General features: G+C 63.0%; 17 protein-coding genes and 1 rRNA gene. 12 read left to right on the top strand and 6 right to left on the bottom strand.

Annotation, left to right across the window (positions count from 1 at the left end; genetic code table 11):
- The first annotated feature begins 105 nt into the window (after nucleotides 1-105).
- The 6 genes from FNU79_RS05690 (at nucleotide 106) to FNU79_RS05665 (ending at nucleotide 5,278) form a co-directional block, all read left to right on the top strand.
- Nucleotides 106-861 carry an alpha/beta hydrolase family protein gene (locus FNU79_RS05690; RefSeq protein ID WP_143719933.1) on the top strand — a complete coding sequence of 252 codons (756 nt, stop codon included), beginning with the start codon at nucleotides 106-108 and terminating at the stop codon, nucleotides 859-861.
- A gap of 106 nt (nucleotides 862-967) precedes the next feature.
- Entirely contained in the window at nucleotides 968-1,996 is a 1,029-nt protein-coding gene (locus FNU79_RS05685) for an ABC transporter ATP-binding protein (protein ID WP_143719932.1), read from the top strand.
- On the top strand, nucleotides 1,993-2,811 hold the full coding sequence (locus FNU79_RS05680) for an ABC transporter permease (RefSeq protein WP_225429905.1): 819 nt from the start codon (nucleotides 1,993-1,995) through the stop codon (nucleotides 2,809-2,811). Before FNU79_RS05685 ends, FNU79_RS05680 begins: the two co-directional genes overlap by 4 nt.
- 43 nt (nucleotides 2,812-2,854) lie before the next feature.
- Complete coding sequence (locus FNU79_RS05675; protein ID WP_143719931.1) at nucleotides 2,855-3,640, top strand: ABC transporter permease; 786 nt, start codon at nucleotides 2,855-2,857, stop codon at nucleotides 3,638-3,640.
- A gap of 58 nt (nucleotides 3,641-3,698) precedes the next feature.
- On the top strand, nucleotides 3,699-4,109 hold the full coding sequence (locus tag FNU79_RS05670; RefSeq protein WP_143719930.1) for a globin domain-containing protein: 411 nt from the start codon (nucleotides 3,699-3,701) through the stop codon (nucleotides 4,107-4,109).
- Nucleotides 4,106-5,278: an amidohydrolase family protein gene (locus FNU79_RS05665; RefSeq protein ID WP_143719929.1), complete on the top strand. Its 1,173-nt coding sequence runs from the start codon at nucleotides 4,106-4,108 to the stop codon at nucleotides 5,276-5,278. Before FNU79_RS05670 ends, FNU79_RS05665 begins: the two co-directional genes overlap by 4 nt.
- On the opposite strand, the gene sthA is transcribed toward FNU79_RS05665, so the two are convergent.
- Nucleotides 5,275-6,795, bottom strand: coding sequence for a Si-specific NAD(P)(+) transhydrogenase (gene sthA / locus FNU79_RS05660; RefSeq protein WP_225429904.1), 1,521 nt, complete (start codon nucleotides 6,793-6,795; stop codon nucleotides 5,275-5,277). The genes FNU79_RS05665 and sthA overlap by 4 nt on opposite strands.
- Before the next feature lie 165 nt (nucleotides 6,796-6,960).
- Nucleotides 6,961-7,263: a putative quinol monooxygenase gene (locus FNU79_RS05655; RefSeq protein ID WP_143719928.1), complete on the bottom strand. Its 303-nt coding sequence runs from the start codon at nucleotides 7,261-7,263 to the stop codon at nucleotides 6,961-6,963.
- A gap of 186 nt (nucleotides 7,264-7,449) precedes the next feature.
- Between FNU79_RS05655 and FNU79_RS05650 the strand changes: the two genes are divergently transcribed.
- A complete protein-coding gene (locus tag FNU79_RS05650) occupies nucleotides 7,450-8,115 on the top strand; it encodes a hypothetical protein (RefSeq protein WP_143719927.1) in 666 nt (221 codons plus the stop codon).
- Between the two features lie 192 nt (nucleotides 8,116-8,307).
- On the opposite strand, the gene FNU79_RS05645 is transcribed toward FNU79_RS05650, so the two are convergent.
- The 3 genes from FNU79_RS05645 to recD2 all read right to left on the bottom strand — a co-directional run bounded on the left by FNU79_RS05645 (nucleotide 8,308) and on the right by recD2 (nucleotide 13,868).
- The gene (locus FNU79_RS05645; protein WP_225429903.1) at nucleotides 8,308-9,876 is read right to left on the bottom strand and encodes a GGDEF domain-containing protein; all 1,569 of its coding nucleotides are present in this window, start codon (nucleotides 9,874-9,876) and stop codon (nucleotides 8,308-8,310) included.
- A gap of 46 nt (nucleotides 9,877-9,922) precedes the next feature.
- Nucleotides 9,923-11,545 (bottom strand): HD domain-containing phosphohydrolase, encoded by a 1,623-nt coding sequence (locus FNU79_RS05640; RefSeq protein ID WP_185974619.1) that lies wholly within the window; start codon nucleotides 11,543-11,545, stop codon nucleotides 9,923-9,925.
- Nucleotides 11,546-11,753: 208 nt separating this feature from the next.
- Complete coding sequence (gene recD2 / locus FNU79_RS05635; protein WP_143719925.1) at nucleotides 11,754-13,868, bottom strand: SF1B family DNA helicase RecD2; 2,115 nt, start codon at nucleotides 13,866-13,868, stop codon at nucleotides 11,754-11,756.
- A gap of 117 nt (nucleotides 13,869-13,985) precedes the next feature.
- Between recD2 and FNU79_RS05630 the strand changes: the two genes are divergently transcribed.
- The 4 genes from FNU79_RS05630 (at nucleotide 13,986) to FNU79_RS05615 (ending at nucleotide 17,255) form a co-directional block, all read left to right on the top strand.
- Nucleotides 13,986-14,795: a glucodextranase DOMON-like domain-containing protein gene (locus FNU79_RS05630; protein WP_225429902.1), complete on the top strand. Its 810-nt coding sequence runs from the start codon at nucleotides 13,986-13,988 to the stop codon at nucleotides 14,793-14,795.
- A complete protein-coding gene (locus FNU79_RS05625) occupies nucleotides 14,792-15,688 on the top strand; it encodes a DMT family transporter (RefSeq protein ID WP_143719924.1) in 897 nt (298 codons plus the stop codon). The genes FNU79_RS05630 and FNU79_RS05625 overlap by 4 nt, the downstream gene beginning before the upstream one ends.
- Before the next feature lie 62 nt (nucleotides 15,689-15,750).
- Complete coding sequence (locus FNU79_RS05620; protein ID WP_143719923.1) at nucleotides 15,751-16,329, top strand: 3'-5' exonuclease; 579 nt, start codon at nucleotides 15,751-15,753, stop codon at nucleotides 16,327-16,329.
- A 197-nt stretch (nucleotides 16,330-16,526) separates the two neighbouring features.
- The gene (locus FNU79_RS05615; protein WP_143719922.1) at nucleotides 16,527-17,255 is read left to right on the top strand and encodes a 50S ribosomal protein L25/general stress protein Ctc; all 729 of its coding nucleotides are present in this window, start codon (nucleotides 16,527-16,529) and stop codon (nucleotides 17,253-17,255) included.
- A gap of 82 nt (nucleotides 17,256-17,337) precedes the next feature.
- On the opposite strand, the gene FNU79_RS05610 is transcribed toward FNU79_RS05615, so the two are convergent.
- Nucleotides 17,338-19,971, bottom strand: a complete 2,634-nt coding sequence (locus tag FNU79_RS05610) for a DEAD/DEAH box helicase (protein ID WP_143719921.1) — start codon at nucleotides 19,969-19,971, stop codon at nucleotides 17,338-17,340.
- A gap of 558 nt (nucleotides 19,972-20,529) precedes the next feature.
- Between FNU79_RS05610 and FNU79_RS05605 the strand changes: the two genes are divergently transcribed.
- Nucleotides 20,530-20,814 (top strand): 16S ribosomal RNA (locus FNU79_RS05605); the annotation flags it as partial.

Below are 20,814 nucleotides of genomic sequence, written 5' to 3'. Positions count from 1 at the left end.
GCTCATGCGCCAAAGATAACACTCAGATGAAGTTGGCGGCGTGAACGGGCCGCCCGGCTGATCTGTCCCGCTTCCGGTGCCGCTTTCTTGCTTAGAATTCTGGCTATGGAAACCTTCGCGTCCTTCAAAGTCGGCGGACAAAAAATCTACGGCATGGTTCACTTGCCCGAACCCGATCTGACCGGCACCCCTAGGCCCCAGCACGGCTTTGCTGGCGTGGTCATTTTGCACGGCTTTACCGGCAACCGGGGCGGCGATCACCGTCTGCTGCCGCTGCTTTCGCGCTACCTGGCCGAGCGCGGAATCGCCTCGCTGCGCTTTGACTTTCGGGGCAGCGGCGAATCCGAGGGCGACTTTTCGGAAATGACGGTCAGCCGAGAAGTGGAAGACGCCGTGGCGATGGTTGAATATTTCAAAGACCTGCCCGAAATTGACCCCGAGCGGGTGATGCTGCTGGGCTTTTCGATGGGCGGGCTGGTGGCGGCTCTCACTGCGCCTCAAGTGCGTCCGCACCGGCTGGCGCTGTGGGCACCGGCCTTGCCCGAGCTGTGGCTCAAAATGTTGCCCGGCGGGTTTGTGCCGCCCGCCATCATGGATCAGGGCGGCTGGCCGATTGGCCGCGAGTTCTTTTTGGAAATGCCGCGCCTGAATCCGCTCAAAGCCGCCGGGCAATTTGGTGGGCAGGCCCGCGTCTTTCACGGGGACGCCGATAAAACCTGTCCGCCGGAGTACGGTGTGCGCTACGCCGAGGCGCTCGGCTGCGACTGCATTGCTATCCCTAACGGCACCCACACCTTCGAGAGCTTGGAAAGCACTGAGACGCTGTATAAGGCAACGGCGGCGTTTTTGCTGGGTGAGTGAGCTTTGGATCAGTGGCGCAAGCTGGCGGCCACTTTGTTACCGTTGCCCGGCTGAGCCATCATGCTTACTGCCATCCCTTCCCCGACCCGCTAAGCTGTAACGCACCATGATGTCTAATCGTTCCGACCCAAACATAACGGTGCGGGCCGATCAACTCCGCAAAGCCTACACCGTCACCGAAAAGGAAGCGGGCTTTCTGGGCAGCTTGCGGGCCTTCGTGCGGCCCAAAACGCGCACGGTGGAAGCGGTCAGGGGAGTCAGCTTCGAGCTGACCGGCGGCGAGATGGTGGGTTTTCTCGGCCCCAACGGTGCGGGCAAAACCACCACACTCAAGATGCTCTCGGGCCTGCTGCACCCGTCCGGCGGCGCGGCCAGCGTGCAGGGCCACACGCCGCAAAAGCGCGAGGTAGCCTTTCTTAAACAGATCACGCTGGTGATGGGACAAAAGCAGCAACTCATCTGGGATTTGCCCGCTCAGGACAGCTTCCTGGTCAATCAAGCGATCTACGAGATCTCTGACAGCGATTACAAAGCCACCATGCGCGAGTTTGACGAGGTGCTGGATTTGTCGGGCATTCTCAGCAAGCAGGTTCGCAAACTGAGCCTGGGCGAGCGGATGAAGTGCGAGCTGGCTGCCGCGCTGCTCCACCGCCCTAAAGTCCTGTTTCTAGACGAACCCACCATCGGCTTGGACGTGAACATGCAGGAGCGTATCCGTGAGTTCGTGCGCGAGTACAATGCCCGCTTCAACGCCACCGTGATGCTGACCAGTCACTACATGGCCGACGTGACGGCGCTATGCCGCAGGATTCTGGTGATCGACGGCGGCGAACTGGTCTTTGACGGCGATCTGGCGGGCCTGACCACCGGCCCCGACGCCCGCAAAACCGTGCGTCTGCAACTCAGTAGGCCCGCCACCGCCGAGGAGCTGGCCCGCTACGGTGAGGTGGTGCGCTTAGACGGTCTGGACGCTGAATTGACCGTGCCCCGAAGCGAAGTCAGCGCCCGCGCCGCCGCCCTGCTGACCCATTTCGAGGTGGCCGACCTGACCGTGGAAGACCCGCCGATTGAGCAGGTAATCGGACAACTGTTCAGAAGCGAGAAGAAAGCCGAACCCGTCAGGGAACTGGCGTGAACTCTTCTTCCGCGCACCATATCTGGCGAAAGTTCAAAGTGCTGATGGCGGTGCAGTTTGCCCACATGACCGTCTACCGCGCTGAAATCGTGATCTGGATGCTGTCGGGCACACTCAGCCTGATTATGGGTCTGATCTGGATGCAGCAGGCGGCTTCGTCACCCAACGGTGAAATCGGCGGCTACACGGCCCAGGATTTTGCCTCCTACTTCATCGCCACCTGGGGCACGGCGCAGATTCTGGTGGTGTGGGTGGCCTGGGAACTCAGTTTCGACGTGCGGCAGGGCACCTTATCCCCCAAGTTGCTGCGCCCGATTGATCCGTTCTGGATGCACTACGTCGGTCACTGGGCCGAGCGCATCGTCCGTCTGCCGCTGATGTTCGTGCTGCTGGTCATCTTCGCCCTGCTGACCGGGGCGCACTACACCACTGACGTTTCGCGCTGGCTGGCGTACCTGATGCTGGTGCCGCTGGCCTTCACTCTGCGATTCTTGCTGGAATATTCCATCGGCCTGCTGGCCTTCTGGTTCGAGGCCGCCGAGAACTTTCAGGAACTCGTCTGGGTGCTCTACGCCGCGCTGGGCGGGCTGCTGGCTCCGATCAGTTTGTATCCGGCGGCGGTGCAGATGATCGCCTACGCCACGCCGTTTCCCTACATGCTGAGCTTGCCCTGCAACCTCCTGACGGGCAAGGCCGATCTGGGCGACGCTCTGCGCGGCTGGCTGATTTTGCTGGGCTGGACACTGGCGTTTGCGGTCCTGCAGGCGGTGCTGTGGCGGCGCGGCGTGCGGAAATACGGAGCAGTGGGAGCGTGAGGCGTGGTGAACATGGTGAAGTTCCTCTCCTCAAGGGTATGAAATGAGATTCTTCCGCCTCCTGCGAATCTACCTTTCTGCCAGTCTCAGCGTGCAACTGGCTTACCGCGCCAACTTCTTCGCGGCCCTGCTGAGCAGCTTTGCCAACCTCGCCACCGGCCTGCTGGGCGTGTACCTGTTTTACAGCCGTCCCGAAATCAAGGAGCTTGGCGGCTGGAATCTGGAGGCAGCGCTGATGGTAGTGGGTTTCTTCACACTCACTGAGGGCCTGATCAGCGTCTGGCTGCGGCCCAACCTCACCCAGCTCTCCGAAGGCATCCGCACCGGCACGCTGGACTTTTTACTGCTTAAGCCGGTGGACGCGCAGTTTCAGCTCTCGGCCCGCAATCTCAATTTGCTGCGGCTGCCCGACATGCTGCTGGGTTTTGGCCTGATCATCTGGTCGGCGGCGGCGCTGGGCACGGTCACGCTCGGCGGGGCGCTGCTGGCCGCCGTGCTCTATCTCAGTGCCGTGGCGATGGTCTACGCGATCTGGTTTATTCTCAACACCTCGGCCTTCTGGCTGGTCAACGTCCAAAATGTCACCGAGCTGTTTCAGGGCGTCTTCAGCGCGGGCCGCTATCCGCTGCAAGCTCTGCCGCTGTGGATTCGCCCGGTGCTGACTTTTGTGATCCCAGTGGCCTTCATTACGACCATTCCAGCTCAGGCTCTGCGCGGCGAGTTGGGGCAGGCGGCGCTGTTCAGTCCGTTGGTGGCGCTAGTGTTGCTGGTGCTGTGCCGGGTGTTCTGGCTGCGTGCGCTGGGCAGTTACACCAGTGCCAGCAGTTGAGGCTCTGTTGGTTGGAGCACTCCCAAACGGCCCCGGCTCCCTGCGCTACCCTCAGAGTATGACCGCTCCCCTACAACTGGCCGCCTCGCCCGAAGACACGCTGTACAAGCGTATCGGCCCTGAGGTGCTTCACGATCTGGTGACCTGCTTTTACGGCCACGTCGCCCAACACCCCGACCTGATTCCCATTTTTCCCACCGACCTGAGCCTTACCGCCCGCAAGCAGGAAGCCTTCCTGAGCGGCTTTTTGGGTGGGCCGCCGCTTTACCATCAGGAGTTCGGGCCTCCCCGCTTGAGGGCGCGGCATTTGCCGTTTGAAATCACCCCGACGCGGGCGCGAGCGTGGCTGGCCTGCATGAATACGGCTATACACGAAACTCCCGACCTCGCGCCCGACGCTGCCGCCGAACTCTTTGCCGCACTGACCCGTACTGCTGCCGCGATGGTCAACACGCCGGAACCCGTATGAGCGAGTTGGAACTGATTCACGCCGACATTCTCTACACCGGCATGGGTCTTCCCATTCGGGACGGCGCGGTGGTCATGGGCGGCCAGACCATTGCGGCGGCGGGCGATCTGGACACCCTGCGCCGCCAGTACCCGCAGGCCGAGCTGCGCCGCACAGTGGGCGTGATTGCCCCGCCGCCTGTCAATGCCCACGCGCACCTCGACATGTCGGATTACGCTTTTCAGGCGCTGCCGTATTTCCAGTGGATTCCTGAAGTGGTGATCGCTGGGCGGCTCTCACGCGGTCTAGCCGGAGCCAAAAAAGGTCTGGCCCAAGTCCAGCAAAGCGGTGCGGCGGCTCTGGGCGACATAGTCTGGCCCGGCACCCCGGAAGTCATGGACTACCTGCTGAGCGAGGCTGAACTCGGCGGAGTGGCCTACTGGGAAGTGCTTGACCCCGATCCGGCCACCGCCGAGGCCACCTTCGCTCAGGTGGTGCAAGATGTGCAGCGTTTCCGCAAACTGGAACGCCCCGGCGGGATGCGGCTGGGCCTGTCGCCGCACGCCACCCACACTGTTTCGCACAAATTGCATCGCCTCCTGGCCAACTTTGCCCGGCGCGAGGGCTTGCCGCTGCAAATCCACGTGGCCGAGCATCCAAGTGAAGTGGAGCTGTTTCAAAGTGGTACTGGCCCACTGGCCGAGAGCTTTGCCCGCATGATTTCATTTACCTCACCTAGCCTGACATTGCCGGAAGTGCTGGGCCGCGCTCCCAGTTCAGACCTGACGCCCGTCTCTTACCTAGCTGACTTGGGCGTGCTGGACGCCAAACCCACCCTGATTCACATGGTCAACGTCACCGATGAGGACATCCGCACGGTGGCGCAGGCTGGAGCCAACGTCGTCACCTGTCCGCGCAGCAATGCCAATCTGGAGTGCGGCACCTTCCGCTGGACGGCTTTCGTGGCGGCAGGTGTGGACGTGGCACTTGGCACCGATAGCGTGGCGAGCGGCGAAACGTTGAATATCTTTGACGAAACCCTAGCAGCGCGGCGCATTCATGCCAACCTCGACCCCCGCCTGATCGTGCGGGCGGCGGTCAAAGGAGGGAGCCGGGTGCTGGGGACGAAGGTGCCGTTTCTGCGGCGAGGCGAGGCGTGGAGCGAGGGGTTTATCTGGCCAGAAGCCTAGATCACTTCCCCCACTTCCTTGGCCGGTTCCAGTTTCGGCTCCAGCAAGGGCGCACTGCCCAGGCGGTTGATGCCGTCAAAGGCGGCGGTCTTGTAGCACTCGGCCAGCGTGGGGTAGTTGAACACCGTGTTGACGAAGTAATCCACCGTGCCGCCAAACGCCATCACCGCCTGCCCGATATGAATCAGCTCGCTGGCTCCGGTGCCGATGATATGCACGCCCAGCAGTTCCCGTGTCTCTAGGTGGAAGATCAGCTTGAGGGTGCCCTGTTCGTCGCCGATGATCTGGCCCCGCGCAATTTCGCGGTACTGGGCCTTGCCGATCTCGTAAGGCACGCCCGCCGAGGTCAGCTCCTCTTCATTTTTGCCCACGGTGCTGATTTCAGGAATGGTGTAAATGCCGTAGGGAAACAATTCCGGCACGCTCTGAGTCGGGATGCCGAAGGCGTGGCAGGTCGCCAAGCGCCCCTGCTCCATGCTGATGCTGGCCAGACTCGGAAAACCGATCACGTCGCCCACCGCGTAAATGTGACTGACGCTGGTCTGATAGTGCCCGTTGACGCTGATGCGGCCCCGCTCGTCGGCGCTGAGGCCCGCCGCTTCCAGGTTGAGGCGCTCGGTGGCCCCCACCCGGCCAATCGCGTACAGCACCATGTCGCTCAGAATTTCCTTGCCGCTCGCCAGCGTCACCTTGACCCGCTCGCCGAGGCGGTCCTGAACCTTCTCCACCACTTTCACCGCTTCGCCCAGCCGCAGGGTCATGCGGTTCTGGCGCATCTGGTACGCCAGCACGTCGGTGATCTCATGATCCACGAACTCCAGCAGGCGCGGGCGCTTGTCGATCAGCGTGACGCGCACCCCCAGCGCAGCGAACATGCTGGCGTACTCGCAGCCGATGACGCCGCCGCCGATGACCGTGACGGTGCGCGGCAAGTTCTGCAAATCCAAAATGTCGTCGCTGATGATGATGCTCTGGCCGTCGAAGGGAATTTTGGGGTCGCGGGCCGCTTTGGTGCCCACCGCCACGACGATGGTGTGGGCGGTCACGTCGCGCCAGCCGTCGCCGTGGCCGCGCACGTCGCGCAGCCGCACGGTATTCGGGCCCATGAATGAAGCTTCGGCGTTGATGCTCTCCACCCGGTTGCGGTGCAGTTGATTGCGAACCACGTCCAGCTCGTGTGACATCACGCTACTGGTTCTAAGCAGCAGATCCTGCACGGTGATGTCGTCTTTGACCGCGTAGGCGGAGCCGTACAGACCGCGCTCGTTGTAGCCGCTCAGGTGCATGATCGCCTCGCGGAAGGTCTTGGAAGGGATGGTGCCGGTGTTGATGCACACCCCGCCGATGACCGCCTTACGCTCGACCACCGCCACTTTTTTGCCGAGTTTAGCTGCCTGAATCGCTGCCCGCTGCCCGCCGGGGCCAGAGCCGATCACCAGCAGATCATAAGTGAATTCTTCGGGGCGGGCGGTGTGAGGCGGCAGCGGGGTATTGGCAGGCGAAGGGTGAGTAGGCACTGGCATCATAGTGACCTCTGGGCAGGAGAGCGGATGAAACGAAGCGGAGTTGAGGCGAACAATCTCACGCAAAGGTCAGCTATACAGAAGCCGCTCAGCAGCACATCGGCTTTTATTGTGCCATGCCGGTTGCCGCTGAGGGCGGGTTTGTGCGTCAGCCGTTCCCTACATGATTTTTGTCGCTTCACCCGCTGACCAGGCGGTGATGCTCAGATCGTTGACGCCCATTCCCTTGACCTTCTCCACCAACTCACCGACTTCCGGCTGATTCAGGTGAACTTGCATGGCGTCCATGCTCTCCCACTGCTCGCTGATAATAAATCCGCCGGGCGTTTCGAGATTCTCCGAAACCTGATAAAGCAAACAGCCCGGTTCGGTGCGGGTCTGAGCGGCGAGGTCGCGCATCATGCTGCGGGCGGTATCGAGGTGGGCCGCCGGAAACGTCAAAGTGCCGTGTGAAAGAATCATGCTGAAACCTCCGAGGTGGGTTGTGGCTGAGTTGCTGACATCCAGTTTAGCTGGTCTGATGTGGAGAGACGGCCAAGGCGGCGCTTCCCTCTGGAGTCTGTGAAGGCGGTTGCTTGAGCTCGGAGCGCCCCGCTTGCCATCAGGCCGTCATCAGGTTCGCGCCGACTTGAAGCGGTAACTTGAGCCATGACTTCGCTTCGTTTACTGATTTTGGCGGGCTGCTCCGCCGCGCTGCTCAGCGCTTGCAACAGCTCCACCCCCGCACCTGCGCCCACGCCCGCCGAAGTGACGCCTGTGTTAAGTGGGCGGTTGGTCGGTGCGAGCAACACCATCGTTCTTCTCCGCAGTAGCGGCAAGACCCTGGCCTCGACTTCAGTAGACGTGGGGGGCAATTTCACTCTGACCCTGCCCACCTCTGATCAGCTCACCGACTCTAAAACCTCGCTGTCAGCGGGCTTGTTGGCCGATCTGGGCTGCACGGGGGCGCTGACGCTTGGCGATCCTAGTGCTCAAGGGTACGCCTTTGCCACCCTGACAGCGGGAAAAGAGTTTGCCGATGCTGCGGTGTCCAAAACACTGACCACCCGCACCCTGACAGGTCGCGCTTACATCTACGCCGACAAGACCACTACCCTGCAAGGCCAACTCAACTGCGCGGTGGCCACCGGCTACCCGACCACCGTGCAGGTCAACGTCAACGCCTCAGCAGGTTGGAACACGCTGGCCATCAATATCACTGGCTCGCTGGGTTTTGGCGGTATCAGCGTCGGCGGCACAGTGGGCAACGGTGCGGCCTCGCCGGGCAGCTCGTGGGCAGATGTGGACAGTCTGCGGGCGCAGCTTGCCCCCTGAGTACAATCAGGCTACCGTTAGAGGCCATTCCTCTCTTTGAGGATGCCACTCTTTCACGGGAGCACCTCTTGGGCGAAGCGGCACCTATCAGGCCTGCCTGCTCCGCCCGATTTATCCAAAGCTAGACGTCGTTTTACTTAGTCTTTAGCCGCTCCCTTCATCAGTCTGGCAGCGAGCGCTTCACACTTCATCTCATACGCATTGCAGTTGAGGGGCCACCTGCACAGCGTTGCGCCCAAGCGCCTTGGCCGCGTAAAGGGCATGGTCTGCGGCTTGCAACGTGGCCGTCAGATCAAGCTCGCCGCTCAGCACGGTGATTCCGAAACTGCCGGTCATATTCAGTCCTGGCGCGATGTGTTCCCAGTTGGCGCGGTGTAGGGTGTCGCGCAGATGCTCGCAGAGGCGCACGGCCTCATCGAGCGGCGCTCCCGTTAGGATCACGACAAACTCCTCGCCGCCCAACCGGGCCAGCATGTCATCACTGCGCAACTCCGCCGTCAGCAGGCGGGTGACCTCGATCAGCACGGCGTCTCCGGTGATGTGCCCGTACAGGTCATTGACACGCTTGAAGTGGTCGAGGTCCATCAGCGCGATGGCGCTGACCGGGCCGCCGCTCGCCGTCCGGTCACGCAGTCGTGCCATTACCTGCATCGCCTGAGTGCGGTTGGGAATGCCGGTCAAGGGATCGCTCAGGGCCGCCTGCGCCATCGCCTGAGCATGGACCTTAGCTTCACGGGCCTGCTGCGCGATCTGACCGACCAGGGCACGCTGCTGGTGGTAATCGCGAAACAGTCGCTCCACCCCGCGCGTCACTGCCCGCTGCGTCTCGAACGCCTGCTCAAAGCGTCCGGCGTGGGCGTAAGCCTCGGCCAGTGTTTCGCGGGCGCGTGTCTCCCACAAGCCGTTGGCCGCCGCCTTGAAGTGCTCAATGGCCTGCTGAGCGTCACCAATGGCCGCCTCCAAATCGCCGATCTGCCCGCGCACCCGGCTGCGGTCCAGCAGGGCACGGCCATAGAGCACCGGCACGTCGGCCTGCCCGGTCAGGCGCACATGTTCGTCAGCGAGTTGCTGAGCCGCCGTCAGGTCGCCCTGCCACAGCGCGTAGCGGGTCAGGGCGTCCAGAACGGCGGTGGTTTCCAGTGAAGATACGTCATTGCCCTCACGCTCCATGCCGCGCAGGAACGCCGCCGAGAGCCGTAGTTGCTCCGCCGCCTCTGGTTGCTCGGCCAGCGGAAGCTGATTGCTCAGCAGCGCCTCGGCGGCTCCCACCACAAAGTTGATGTGGAAGGTGTTGAGCAGACCGACCGACTCGGGCAGCGCTAGTCCCCGGACGTGCTCGGAGCGCAGCAGCCGGATCAGCACCAGCACCGCCTCGGCGTAGTTGCGGCGCTCAAGTTCGTAGTGCGAGGTATTCACGGCGACCAATGCCACTCCACGGTCATCGTGATGTTCGCGGGCCAGCTCATCCGCCAGCGCAAATTGCACGCTCGCTCCCAAGTCGTCGTAGGATTCGGCCTGCACCAGCGCCAGGGCTACATGCGCCTTGACCTGCAAGGGCCCGTCTTGGCAAGCGCGAGCCAGCTCCAGCGCACTGAGAGCGTGCGTCATAGCGCAGGCGGCTTCTCCCAGATCGATAGCAATGTAAACGGCGTCGCGGTGAAGCAGAGTACGCTCGGCATCACTGATCTCCGACTGGGTGAGCTTCTTCTCCACCTCTTGCAGGGCTGTGCGCCGGGACAAGGCCATTAAGCGGGCCGACATGCTGCCGCTCACGCCCGCCGCCCCGCAGCGCCGTAGCGACTCCGCATCACAGCAACACCGAACACGCTTTCTCCAAATTCACGAAGACCTCCACGATCTGCGGATCAAACTGGCTGCCCGCGCAGCGCTCAAGCTCGGCCAGCGCTTCCGACTGGGGCCAGGCCCGTTTATAGGGCCGCTCGCTGACCAGCGCGTCGTAAACATCCACCACGCTGAAGATGCGGGCCAGCAGCGGAATTGCCTCGCCTGCCAGCCGGTCCGGATACCCTGAGCCGTCCCAGCGTTCATGGTGATGGCGCACCACCTCCCTGACCGCACGCGGCACAAACACCTCGTCACGGAGCATGTCGTCTCCGACCACCACATGGCGCTGCATCAGCCGCCGCTCCGCCGCCGTCAATTCACCGGGCTTACGCAGGACGTCGTCGCCCACCGCCACCTTGCCGATGTCGTGCAGGTACGCGCCCCAGCGCAGATGCTGCAAGTCTTCCGGCGACCGTCCCAGCGCTTCGCCCAGTTGCAGCGCCAGTGTGGTGACGCGGTCGGTGTGGCCGAAGGTGTCGCCGTCGCGGCCTTCGAGTACCCGTCCCAGCGCCCGCAAAGCCGCTTCGCGCGTCTGATGCAGATATTCGAGTCCGGAGGCGCGTTCCAGCGCTTGATCGATGCGGGCCGCGACCATGCCGAGCAGGGTCATGATTTCGCCGGGGGCTTCGTGACGGTGACGGGTATGCATCAGGCCGATCACGCCCACGACCTGTCCGCGTGAACGCAGCGGCGCGGCGGCGGCGGTGTAAATGCTGTGTACACGTGCGCCGCTCCAGCTCATGTAATCGGGCACCAACTGCGGGCTGCCGGTTCGCAACACCTCCGCCACCAAGCCCGCCGGTGGATGCGGCTCACGTAACTGGGCAGCGCTGGGTGGGCCTTCATACTCTTCGCCCTCCAGCACCGTCAAGGTGGCTTGCCCCTGGGAATCGATGCCGAACACCGCTCCGGAAGTAAACCCACTCACCTCGATAAGCGCTTGCAAGGCCAGCCGGGCAATCTCTTCAGGCCGGGTCAGGCGGTCGAGCTCCGGCGTCAGGGTGGCGAGGCGCTCGAATTGCCGCGCGGTGACCTGAGCGTGTTCGAGCGCCAGCCAGCGGCTGTAGGCCACTCCAGCCGCCTGTCCCAGCAGCAGCAGCGCCTGAGCGTCTGCCGCGTCCAGCCGCTCAGGGCTGTCGGTGGTATCGGCAGACAGCACGCCCAGCACCTGACCTTCTGGGTCGAGCAGCGGCACTCCCAGGTACATGCCCGGCTGAGCACGCCCAGAGACGAAATACGCCTCGGCTATGTCCTGCGCCCGCTCAACGCTCTGCACTTCGCCCGAGTCAAAGACCCGCCAGCCCAGCGCCTCGCCGCGCCTCAGCTGCCGTCCAGTGGCCTCCTCGGCCAGATGGCCGCTGGCGGCGACCACTTCCAGCACGTCCAGCCCGGGCCGGTACAGCAGCACCATCGAGGTGGTGGCCCGCGTGATTTGCAGCGCCAGACTGACGCAGCGCCGGAAGACATCCTCGGAAGACTGGGCCAGCAGCACCACCGTCTGCGCCTCCACACCGGGCTTGGGACGGTGCGGCCCGGAGGAGCGGTGCCGATTCGGGGCCGCAGACTTGACGAGGGTAGATTTCAAGTCCGCCTCCCTTGCCGTGTCCGGCAGAGCCGTTGGCCCACACAAAAGAAGAAAGAGCGGCGAGGCATTGGCCTCAGTATACGTGTGCCATCTTACAGGCTTCTCATTGTGAAGACAGGTCAATTCACTCGGGAGGGTGGACCGAAAAACAAACAGGTGATTTGTCTCTCCCCCCAGAAAATGAAGTTCGTCCTGTGCTGGAGCGACTTTACCCCCGAATCCGCTCCAGCAGCGCTGTATACCGCTCATCTTTTTGCTTGCTCGCCGCCCTCACCCAGGCGCTCTGCGACCCCACGCTGACAAATCTTTCTTTGGCCCGCGTCAGGGCGGTGTAGGCGAGGTTGCGCGAGAGCATCGGCATGTGGGCTTCGTGCAGCACGCCCAGCACCGTGTCCCACTCGCTGCCCTGAGCGCGGTGGACGGTCAGCGCGTAGCCGAGTTGCAAATTGAACAGTTCGGCCCCGGCGAGTTCCACCACGTTGCCGTCAAAGTCCACCTGTAACTTCCCCCGGTCTTCGCGCAAGACGGTGCCCAGCGTGCCGTTAAAGACTTCATTCTGGTAATCGTTTTTGGTCTGCACCACGATGTCACCCGCCCGCGCTTCGCCGTCGGCAATCCGGACGCCGCCCACTCCAGGGTTAAAGATGCCCTGCAAATGGTGGTTGAGCGTCTCCACTCCCAGCGGCCCCTTTCGCATGGGGGTCAGCACCTGTACTTTGCCGGGGCCGCCAAGTTCGCGCACCAGCAGCGCCACCCGCCGCGCTCCCACGTCGGCGTCGGTGGCGACATGGTGCAGCTCGGCTGGCCCCCACTCCGGCGCTTTGCCACTGAGTAGACCGTGCGCCGCCTGAATAATCGGGTTTTTGGCGGCCTGCCGGTAGACCTGCGAAAGCCGAATGGTGGGCGCGACTTGGGTGATGGCGTGCAGCGGCAATCCGGCGTCCACTGGCGGGAGCTGGTCAGTGTCGCCCACCAGCAGCACCCGCGCTCCCGGCGCTGCGGCGTTGAGGAGGCTCAGCATCAAAGCGTCGCCGCACATGCTCACCTCGTCCACGATAATCAGGTCGTAGGGCGCAGGTTCGAGGTGGTTGTGCCGGAAGCCCTCCGGCCCATAGCCGAGCAAGCGGTGAATGGTGCTGGCACTGCGTCCTGTGACCTCGCCCAGCCGCCGCGCCGCTTTGCCGGTGGGAGCGCACAATCCCACTTCCAGGTCAAGCGATTCGGCGAGGTCGGCCACCGCCCGCGTGGTGGTGCTTTTGCCAGTGCCGGGGCCGCCGGTCAGCACCACCAGCCGGTTGTCTTCTAAGAGGTGCAGCACGGTGGCCTGCTCCGCCGAGAGTCCCTTGTCAGCCCCTTTGGGCACATTCCACTCACCGGTGGGCGGCGTGGCGATCAGGGTGCGGATCACGCCTGCCAGCCGCCGCTCGGCCCGCAGCACGGGCGGCAAATAAATCCGGCCCTCGTCGTCTTTGAGACGGCCCAGCTCGATGGCGTTGTCGAGTGCCAGCATCGCCTGCTCCGGTGAGACGCGGGCGTAGTGGCCGACACCTTTTTCAGCCCGGGTGCGCGGCAAAAAGCTGTGCCCACCCTGCTGAGCGGCTTGCTGAATGGCGTAGACGGCGGCGGCGGTCAGGCGGCGCGGGTCGTCACTCGTGATGCCCTGCTCCTGCGCTAGCTTGTCAGCGGTCAAAAAGCCGATGCCCTCCACTTCGGTCAGGGCGTAGATGTCGGCGCTGAGGCGCTCGGCAGCTGCATCGCCAAAGTGCTTGGTGGCCCGCTGCGCCTGCGAGATGCTCAGGCCCAGCCCTTGCAACGCCGCCAGAGAGCGCCGCTCGCCGCCCTGAACGCTCCAGCTCTGGGTCATCTTGAAGAGGGTCGCCTGAGTGATGCCCGGCACTTGCAGCATTTTTTCCGGCGTCTCCGAGAGCACTTCGAAGGTGGCGGAACCAAAGTGCGAGGCGATGCGCCCCGCCAGCACTTTGCCGACGCCGCCCACGCGGGCTTCCAGGTAGGCCGCCACGCCTTCTTCGGTGAGGTCGCTGGGCGCGGCTTCCAGCACCATATTCAGCACCTTGTACTGATAGCCGTACTCGCGGTGCTCTTCCATGCTGACTTCGGCGGTGAAGCTGTCGCCCACGTCCAACGGCGGCATCAAGCCCACCACGGTGGCGTCGTCGTCCTCGCCTTCCTCGTTTTTGAGGGTCGCCGACAGCACGGTAAAGCCGCTGTCGGCGCGGTAACGGACTTTGTTGACGCTGCCCGACACCCGCAGATGCTGAGCTTGGGGAGTCAAGTGTTGCTGGGTGGGATCGGCGGCGTTCATTCTGTTGTCAGCATATCAGAGTCAACCGATCAGGGTCGCTAAGGTCACCAAGGTCGCTGCCGCCCGCTCATCTGCTGGCTAGCCGCCGCCTCAGCTCGCGCCGCTATACTGACCGGCGTGTTTTCGCTGCTTGCCGCCCTCCTCCTGCCTCTCCCCGCTGCGGCCGTTGCTCCGCCGCCGGCCTTGCTGCTGAGTGTGCCCGATCCGGCAGGGGACGCCAGCGGCGACGGCAGTTACCAATTGCCCACCCGCCCGGCCATCAGCGCTTCGGCACTCGATCTGCGCTTGTTTAAGGCCGAAAACGTCAGCGGAAAATTGCGCCTGAGCGTGTCGTTCGGGGCCATCGGCAATCCCTGGAACGCGCCAGCGGGCTATTCCGGCGCGGTGCTGGACATTTTTGTCAAAACGGCTCCGGGTGGTATCAGTGACTTGACGGGCCTGGGCCTGCGGGTGGCGGGGTCGTCGGGTTGGCAGGAGCATTACCGCCTCGACGGTTTTCAAGTTCAGCATTTCAGCGCTCCGCCGCAGGCCGACCAAGCCGCTGGCCAACCTCTTCGCCCCGTTCTGGCTCCCGACGCGCCGCGAGTCACGCTGCAAGGCACCGAGCTGATCTTGGACACTGACCTTAATGCAGGCGAATACAGCTACTGGGTGACCAGCAGCGTTTATAGCCCTTTCAGTCCCGACGGGCTTTTGCGGCCCGGCGGCGACACTTCGGCCAGCGGTCTTCGGAGCGCCCGAGAAGGCACGCCCGTTCCAGTGGACGTGCTGCTCAGCGGCGATCAAAAACAGGTCTACGCGACTGGTGTTTTGCCCGCTGTCGGTCAAATCCGTGACACCCGCTCCGTGATTTTGCTGGGGCTGGCCATTGCCGGACTCCTGGCGGCGGCTGTGCTGAGCGTACTGGCGTGGCGGCGCGGCGCTTGAGGCTTGGCAAGCTAAGTTTCAAGAATGCTCAAAACGGCGCGGGCTGGGTGCTGCTGGCGGCTTTTCTGTGGGGTCTACTGGGTATTTTCGGCAAGTTCGCGCAGGCCCAGGGCCTCGGCCCGCTGGAAGTGGCGTTTTGGCGGGCGCTGCTGGGCGGGGGCTGCTTTGCCCTCAGCGCCGGGCTGCGCCGCTCCCGCTTGCCGCGTGGGCGCGATCTGCTTCTGACGGTGCTGTTCGGCTTGGCAGGCGTCAGTATCTTTTACGGCAGCTACCAACTGGCGGTGCGGGCAGGCGGGGCGAGTCTGGCATCAGTATTGCTCTACACCGCTCCGGCGTTCGTGGCGCTGTCCGGTTGGCTGTTCTGGAAAGAGCGCCTCGGGCCGCGTGAACTCGGCGCGGTGGCTCTCACGCTGGGCGGCGTGGCGCTGATTTCGCTGGGGGGCGGCTCGGGCGTGCAGGTGTCGGCGCTCTCGCTGGGCTGGGGCCTCACGGCGGGCCTGACCTACAGCTTGTATTACCTCTATGGGCGGGTCTTTTTTGAGCGTTACGATCCGCAGGCGCTCTACGCGGTGGCGCTGCCCGTGGGGGCGCTGGGCCTGCTGCCGTTCGTGCCTTTTGCTGCCAAAACGTCCGCCGCTTGGCTCAATCTGGGCTGCATCGCCCTGCTGTGCACCTTCGCCGCTTACACCGCTTACAGCCTGGGCCTCCGGCGGCTCAATCCCACCCGCGCCAGCGTGATTGCCAGCTTGGAGCCGGTGGTGGCGTCTGTGCTGGCCGCCCTGCTGTTTGCCGAGCGCCTCAGCCCTCCGGCTCTCCTCGGTGCGGCGCTAGTGATCGGCGCGGCTTTGCTGTTCAGCACCGCCTCCAAAGTGGAGCACCCGGCGGCAGGTTGAGGTGATTGAATTCAGGCAGTCGGTGACAATAGAGAGCGGGCGCGGTGGTGTTAAATACAGGGGTGTTAAACGAATATGTGGTCTTTGACCTCGAAACCACGGGCCTGAGTCCCGAAAAAGACGCCATCGTAGAAATCGGCGCACTCAAAATCAGAGACGGCCAAGTTCGGGAAAGTGAGCGTTTCGAGTCGCTCATTCGCCCGCAGCGGGCCGACGGCTCGGCTATGCCGATTCCCTGGCAGGCCCAGCGCGTTCACGGCATCAGCGACCAGATGGTGGCTCAATCGCCGCTGCTGGGCGCGGTGCTGCCTGACTTTCTGGCTTTCGTGGGCGGCGCGGCAGTGGTGGCCCACAACATTTCCTTTGACGGCGGCTTCATGCGGGTGGCGGCCCGTCGGCACGGCCTGAGTTGGACCCCCACCCACGAGCTGTGTACGGTGCAGCTCTCACGCCGCGCCTTCCCCCGTGAGCGGGCACACAACCTGGGCGTCTTGGCCCAGCGCCTCAATCTAGAATTTGCCCCGGGAGGCCGCCACCGCAGCTTCGGGGACGTGCAGGTGACGGCTCAGGCGTTCGTGCAACTGATGCAAATGCTAGAGACAGTGGGAACAGGGGAGAGGGAAAAGCTCAGGTCCTGGTAAGCCGGAGCTTGGTGGAGCTGGGCACACTCAGGGCTGTTCACGCTGCTCCCTGTTTACCCCTTCCAGAACCCGCCCCCTCTTTGCTACACTGCTAAAGTTGCACGGTTGCCGCCCCGCCCTGCCAGCTTGAACCCAACTCACCAAGCGCAGGTGCCAAAACGCGAGCGGCAAACCCGTCCCAGAGGGAGAAATACACTATGGAACTGAAAGCTACCCCCAGAACCACCCAGGAAAAGCTGCCGGAGGGTATGATCCCCGCCGTCGCTTACAACAAAGAGCACAATGTCTCGTTCACCATTGACCTCAAAGCCTTTGACCGGGCTTTCCGCGCTCAGGGCACGGCGGGCTTGTTCGACATCACCATCGAAGGCGGCGAAACCTTCCCCGCATTGGTCAAAGCCGTGCAGATGGATAAGCGCAAGCGCGTCGCGCAGCACGTCGACTTTTTCATGGTCACGTACGGCCAGCCGATTGAAGCCAGCGTGCCGGTTCACATCAAAGGCAAGAGCCAGGGTGAAGTCATGGGCGGCTTGGTGGATATCGTCACCCACAGCCTCAGCATCATCGCCCCCGGCCCGCGCCGCATTCCCCAAGAAATCGTGGTGGATGTCAGCAAGCTTAACATCGGCGATCACATCACCGCAGGCGACCTCAAGTTGCCTGAAGGCGTCAAGCTGGCCGTCGACGAAAGCATCATGATCATCAGCGTCTTGCCGCCGCGCCTCAGCGCCGAGGAAGCCGAAGCCGAAACCCAGGCCGCGCAGGTTGCGGGTATGGTCGCGTCCGGCGAACTCAGCGAAGCCGCCGCCGAAGCTGTTCTGGAAGGCGAGGCCACCCTGGAGGACGTCAAGTCCGAAGCCAGCGAAGCGATGGCCAAGGAAGAAGCCGAGGGCGACGGCTCCGGCAAACCTGTCAGCGAAGAATAAGCCTGACGTTCAAAGTAAGAGCGCGGTTCCTTCGGGAGCCGCGCTTTCTTGGATTGCCGCTAACCCGTGCTGAGCGGACCTCTTAGCCCGCCACTTCTTCCAGCACCGTCAGCCCCGCGTATTTCAGGATCAGGCGTTTTTGCCCCACGCCCGGAAAGTACACCAACACTTCACGCTTGTCGCCCTGGTGAAAGCCCTGAGTGAATACCCCGTCGCCGAATTTGGCGTGCCTCAGCCGCAACGGTTTGGTTTTGGCCACCACCTTCTGAATCTCGCGGCTGGGAATGCCGAGGCGGGCGCTAACTTCCGGCAGTGACAGGCCCTGCAAGTCGAGCAGTTCGCGGGCCTGAGCCGCCCAAGAGATCGGGCCTGAAGGTAGACTCTCAGTCACGGCAACCAGCGGCACCAATTCCGGCTCGAAGGTGTCGGCAGCCTGCGGCGGCACGCCCAGCAAGGCTTCGAGGTAAGCGCGGGTGGCGGCCTTGTCTGTGGGGCGGCGCTCCCCGCTGGCCAGAAACGGTGAGAAGCAGCGGCTGACCGCGATGCACTCAAAGCAGCCCTTCTGACAGCACGGTTTGCGGCACAGTTCCAGCGCCCGTTTGAGCAGGTCGTCGAGTTGCTCGTAGGCCCGCCGCGCCACGCCTAGGCCGCCCCGCCAATCGTCGTACAAAAAGAAATAGTTGTCGCGGCCCTCCCGGAACACTCCAGCTAGGTCGCCCTCGTCGCAGGCCACCCGTTCGGGAATCAGCTTTTGCAACAGGTGCTTGAGCGTGTGCGCCACGGCAGTAGGCTGCTCGGTGGCGCGGGCGTCCAAACCTAACTCGATCGCCGCCGTCTGAAAGGGCGTGGTCTGAACCGGCGTGTCGTAGAGGTGTTCGCTGAGCTTGTTGGCCTGCATCTTGTCCTGAATGCGCCCCCCGCAGTGGCGGCAGGTACGCTCGGCCAGCCCCGGCTCGCGGTCACAGCTGCTGCACGCCCGCTCGAACACCTCACGCATCATCAGGTAGCCGCCGTACTGGCGCTGAATGGTGACGGTGCCGAAGCGGTAGGCCAGCGCTCCGCGTTTTTGCCACGCGCCCATTTCACGCGGTGTCACCAGAGTGGAGTGCAGCCCCCGCGTAAAGGTGCGCTGGTTGTCGTACTTCTCGACCAGAATGGCAGTGGCTTCCGAAGTCGGCAGCCAGCTCTTGACCTTGTAGCCTTGCCCGTCGAGGCTGAACACCGCTTCCTGATGCTTCTCGATCAGCGCGTAGTGGTGGCTGGGGCTTTCCAGCGGAGTAAGGAGAGCCCGTTCACCGTGTTTGTTCCACTCGTCCTCTTCAATCACCACGAACTTGGCGCTGCCCTCGCCGCGCAGGTTCCAATATTTGGTCGGTGCACCTGGCTGGCGCTCGAAGTTGAGTCCGGCCAAGTACAGTTCTTCCTGTTCACGTTCCTTGTGGCGCGGCGCGAGGTAGGGGTTGGCGGCTTCCACCACCGCTTTCTCGATCTGCCCGGTCAGCAGCTCATTGAAGTTGCCTTGGTTGCTGTAAAAGGCGTCCACTGCCAGCGGCACGCCCCGGTCATCCAGCGAGGGCATATACAGCACGATCCCCGGCGCGATTCGCCCGGCCCGGCCCGACATCTGCCGAAAGGCCATCCGCGAGCCGGGATAGCCGTCCACGATCACGATTTCGAGGTCGCCAATGTCCACGCCAGCTTCCAGCGCGTTGGTGGCAAACATCACCCCGCTGCTGGCCCGCCGGAAGTCGCTGAGGCGGCCCTCGCGGTCACTGGTTCCGGCCATATACAGGTGGGCTTGCTGCTGGTAGACGGGATGCGCCCGGTAAGTGCTATAGAGACGCGCCGCTCGGCTGCGTCCCCGAAAAAACGACAGCACCTTGAGGTCGCGGCTGCTGGCCGCCGACATCACCGCGTCCCAGAAGCGGCGCGGCTGCCCTTTGTGGTCGGCCAGGTAGTAGCGCTTGCCGTGCCGCGCCGCGCCGGATTCGCGCACCTCGGTCACGTCCACGCCGCTGAGTTCGCGGGCAAACTGTGCTGGATTGCCAATGGTGGCGGTACTCAGCACCACCTGCGGCTGCCCACCCAGCGCCCGCGACAAGTCCAGCAGCCGCCGGAGCATCCCCGCCACCTCGCTGCCAAAGCCGCCTCTATAGCTGTGGGCCTCGTCGAGTACCACGAACCTGAGCTTGCTCAAAAAGGCCCGCATCCGTGGATGGGTTAGGCTCCAATGCAGCTTGTCGGGCGTGGCCGTCACCATCCTGACATTTGGTAAAAATACCTGATCCGGTTGGGCGCTGCCCTGAAACGAAGCCACGTCCCAGTCGTAGCCGCCGCGCTGCTTGAAGGCCAGCAGCTTCTCACGCTGATCTTGCCCCAGCGCCACCAGCGGATAAACGAACAGCGCGGTGGCCTGCCGATCCTCTTCGAGCGCTTCGAACACCGCTGGAAAAAAGGCTCCCGTCTTGCCGCTGGCCGTCGGCGTGGTCACGATGACGTGCTCTCCGGTTTTGAGGCGGCGGTACGTTTCGGCTTGGTGGCTAAATACCTCACCAAAGCCGAAGCCCCGTTGCAAGGCCGCCGACCATCCCAGCTCGTTGGCCCTCACGGTGTTGGCCAGCGCAGGCGTGTCCTCGTGCAAAAGTGCCACTCCGCTGCCCAAGGTGTCGCGCAAAAACGCTTCCATAGCGGCGAAGGAGGGGACTGGGGCAGGCATGAAGCTCAGTGTAGTGGCAAAGCCAAAGCTCAAAAGGAAATGTTGGCCGCTCTTGGCGCTCAGCCGCTCAACGGCTGGATTCCAACGAGTTGAATTGGCTTTCTCGACTTTCCTCTTCATAGGGGATATAGAGGGGACAAGCGAGCGAAGTAAACCCCCTTCGACGGGCGAATCTAAGCACATCCGACCCTTTATGGAGTGGGCCCGAAGAGGGTGCAACGAGACGTTTCCGGTGCTACTGTCCCGCACCGCTGGAAAAGTGCCTCAGCTCAGGGTTGACAGATACGCAGTTGGGCTGTATTGTTTCTGAGCCTCCGAGTGAGGCGGGAAGCATGACAAGCGAGATGAGTGAGAGAGCAGGGTTGCCTGACAGGGCAATACAAGCGGTCTTTTCCCCCGAAAAGACTCCAGACTTGTAAAATAGCTGAGAGCCTTAGCCGCTCAAAGCAAATACGCATCCTCGGATGCAAAACGAGTCTACGGACTCAAGCCATTGCGAGAACTAGCAAAGGCAAACTTATCAACTTCGTTTTGCTCGCAAAACGTGTTTGAAACCATTATATGGAGAGTTTGATCCTGGCTCAGGGTGAACGCTGGCGGCGTGCTTAAGACATGCAAGTCGAACGGGAAGAGCTTGCTCTTCTAGTGGCGCACGGGTGAGTAACGCGTAACTGACCTACCTCCAAGTTCAGCATAACGTCTCGAAAGAGACGCTAATTCTGAATGTGATCCCGGATCGTGTTCCGTGATTAAAGAATTTCGCTTGGAGATGGGGTTGCGTTCCATCAGCTAGATGGTGGGGTAAAGGCCTACCATGGCGACGACGGATAACCGGCCTGAGAG

Origin of the sequence: Deinococcus detaillensis (assembly GCF_007280555.1) — a bacterium.
Lineage (GTDB): Bacteria > Deinococcota > Deinococci > Deinococcales > Deinococcaceae > Deinococcus > Deinococcus detaillensis.
This window is presented reverse-complemented; position numbering and strand designations above follow the sequence as displayed.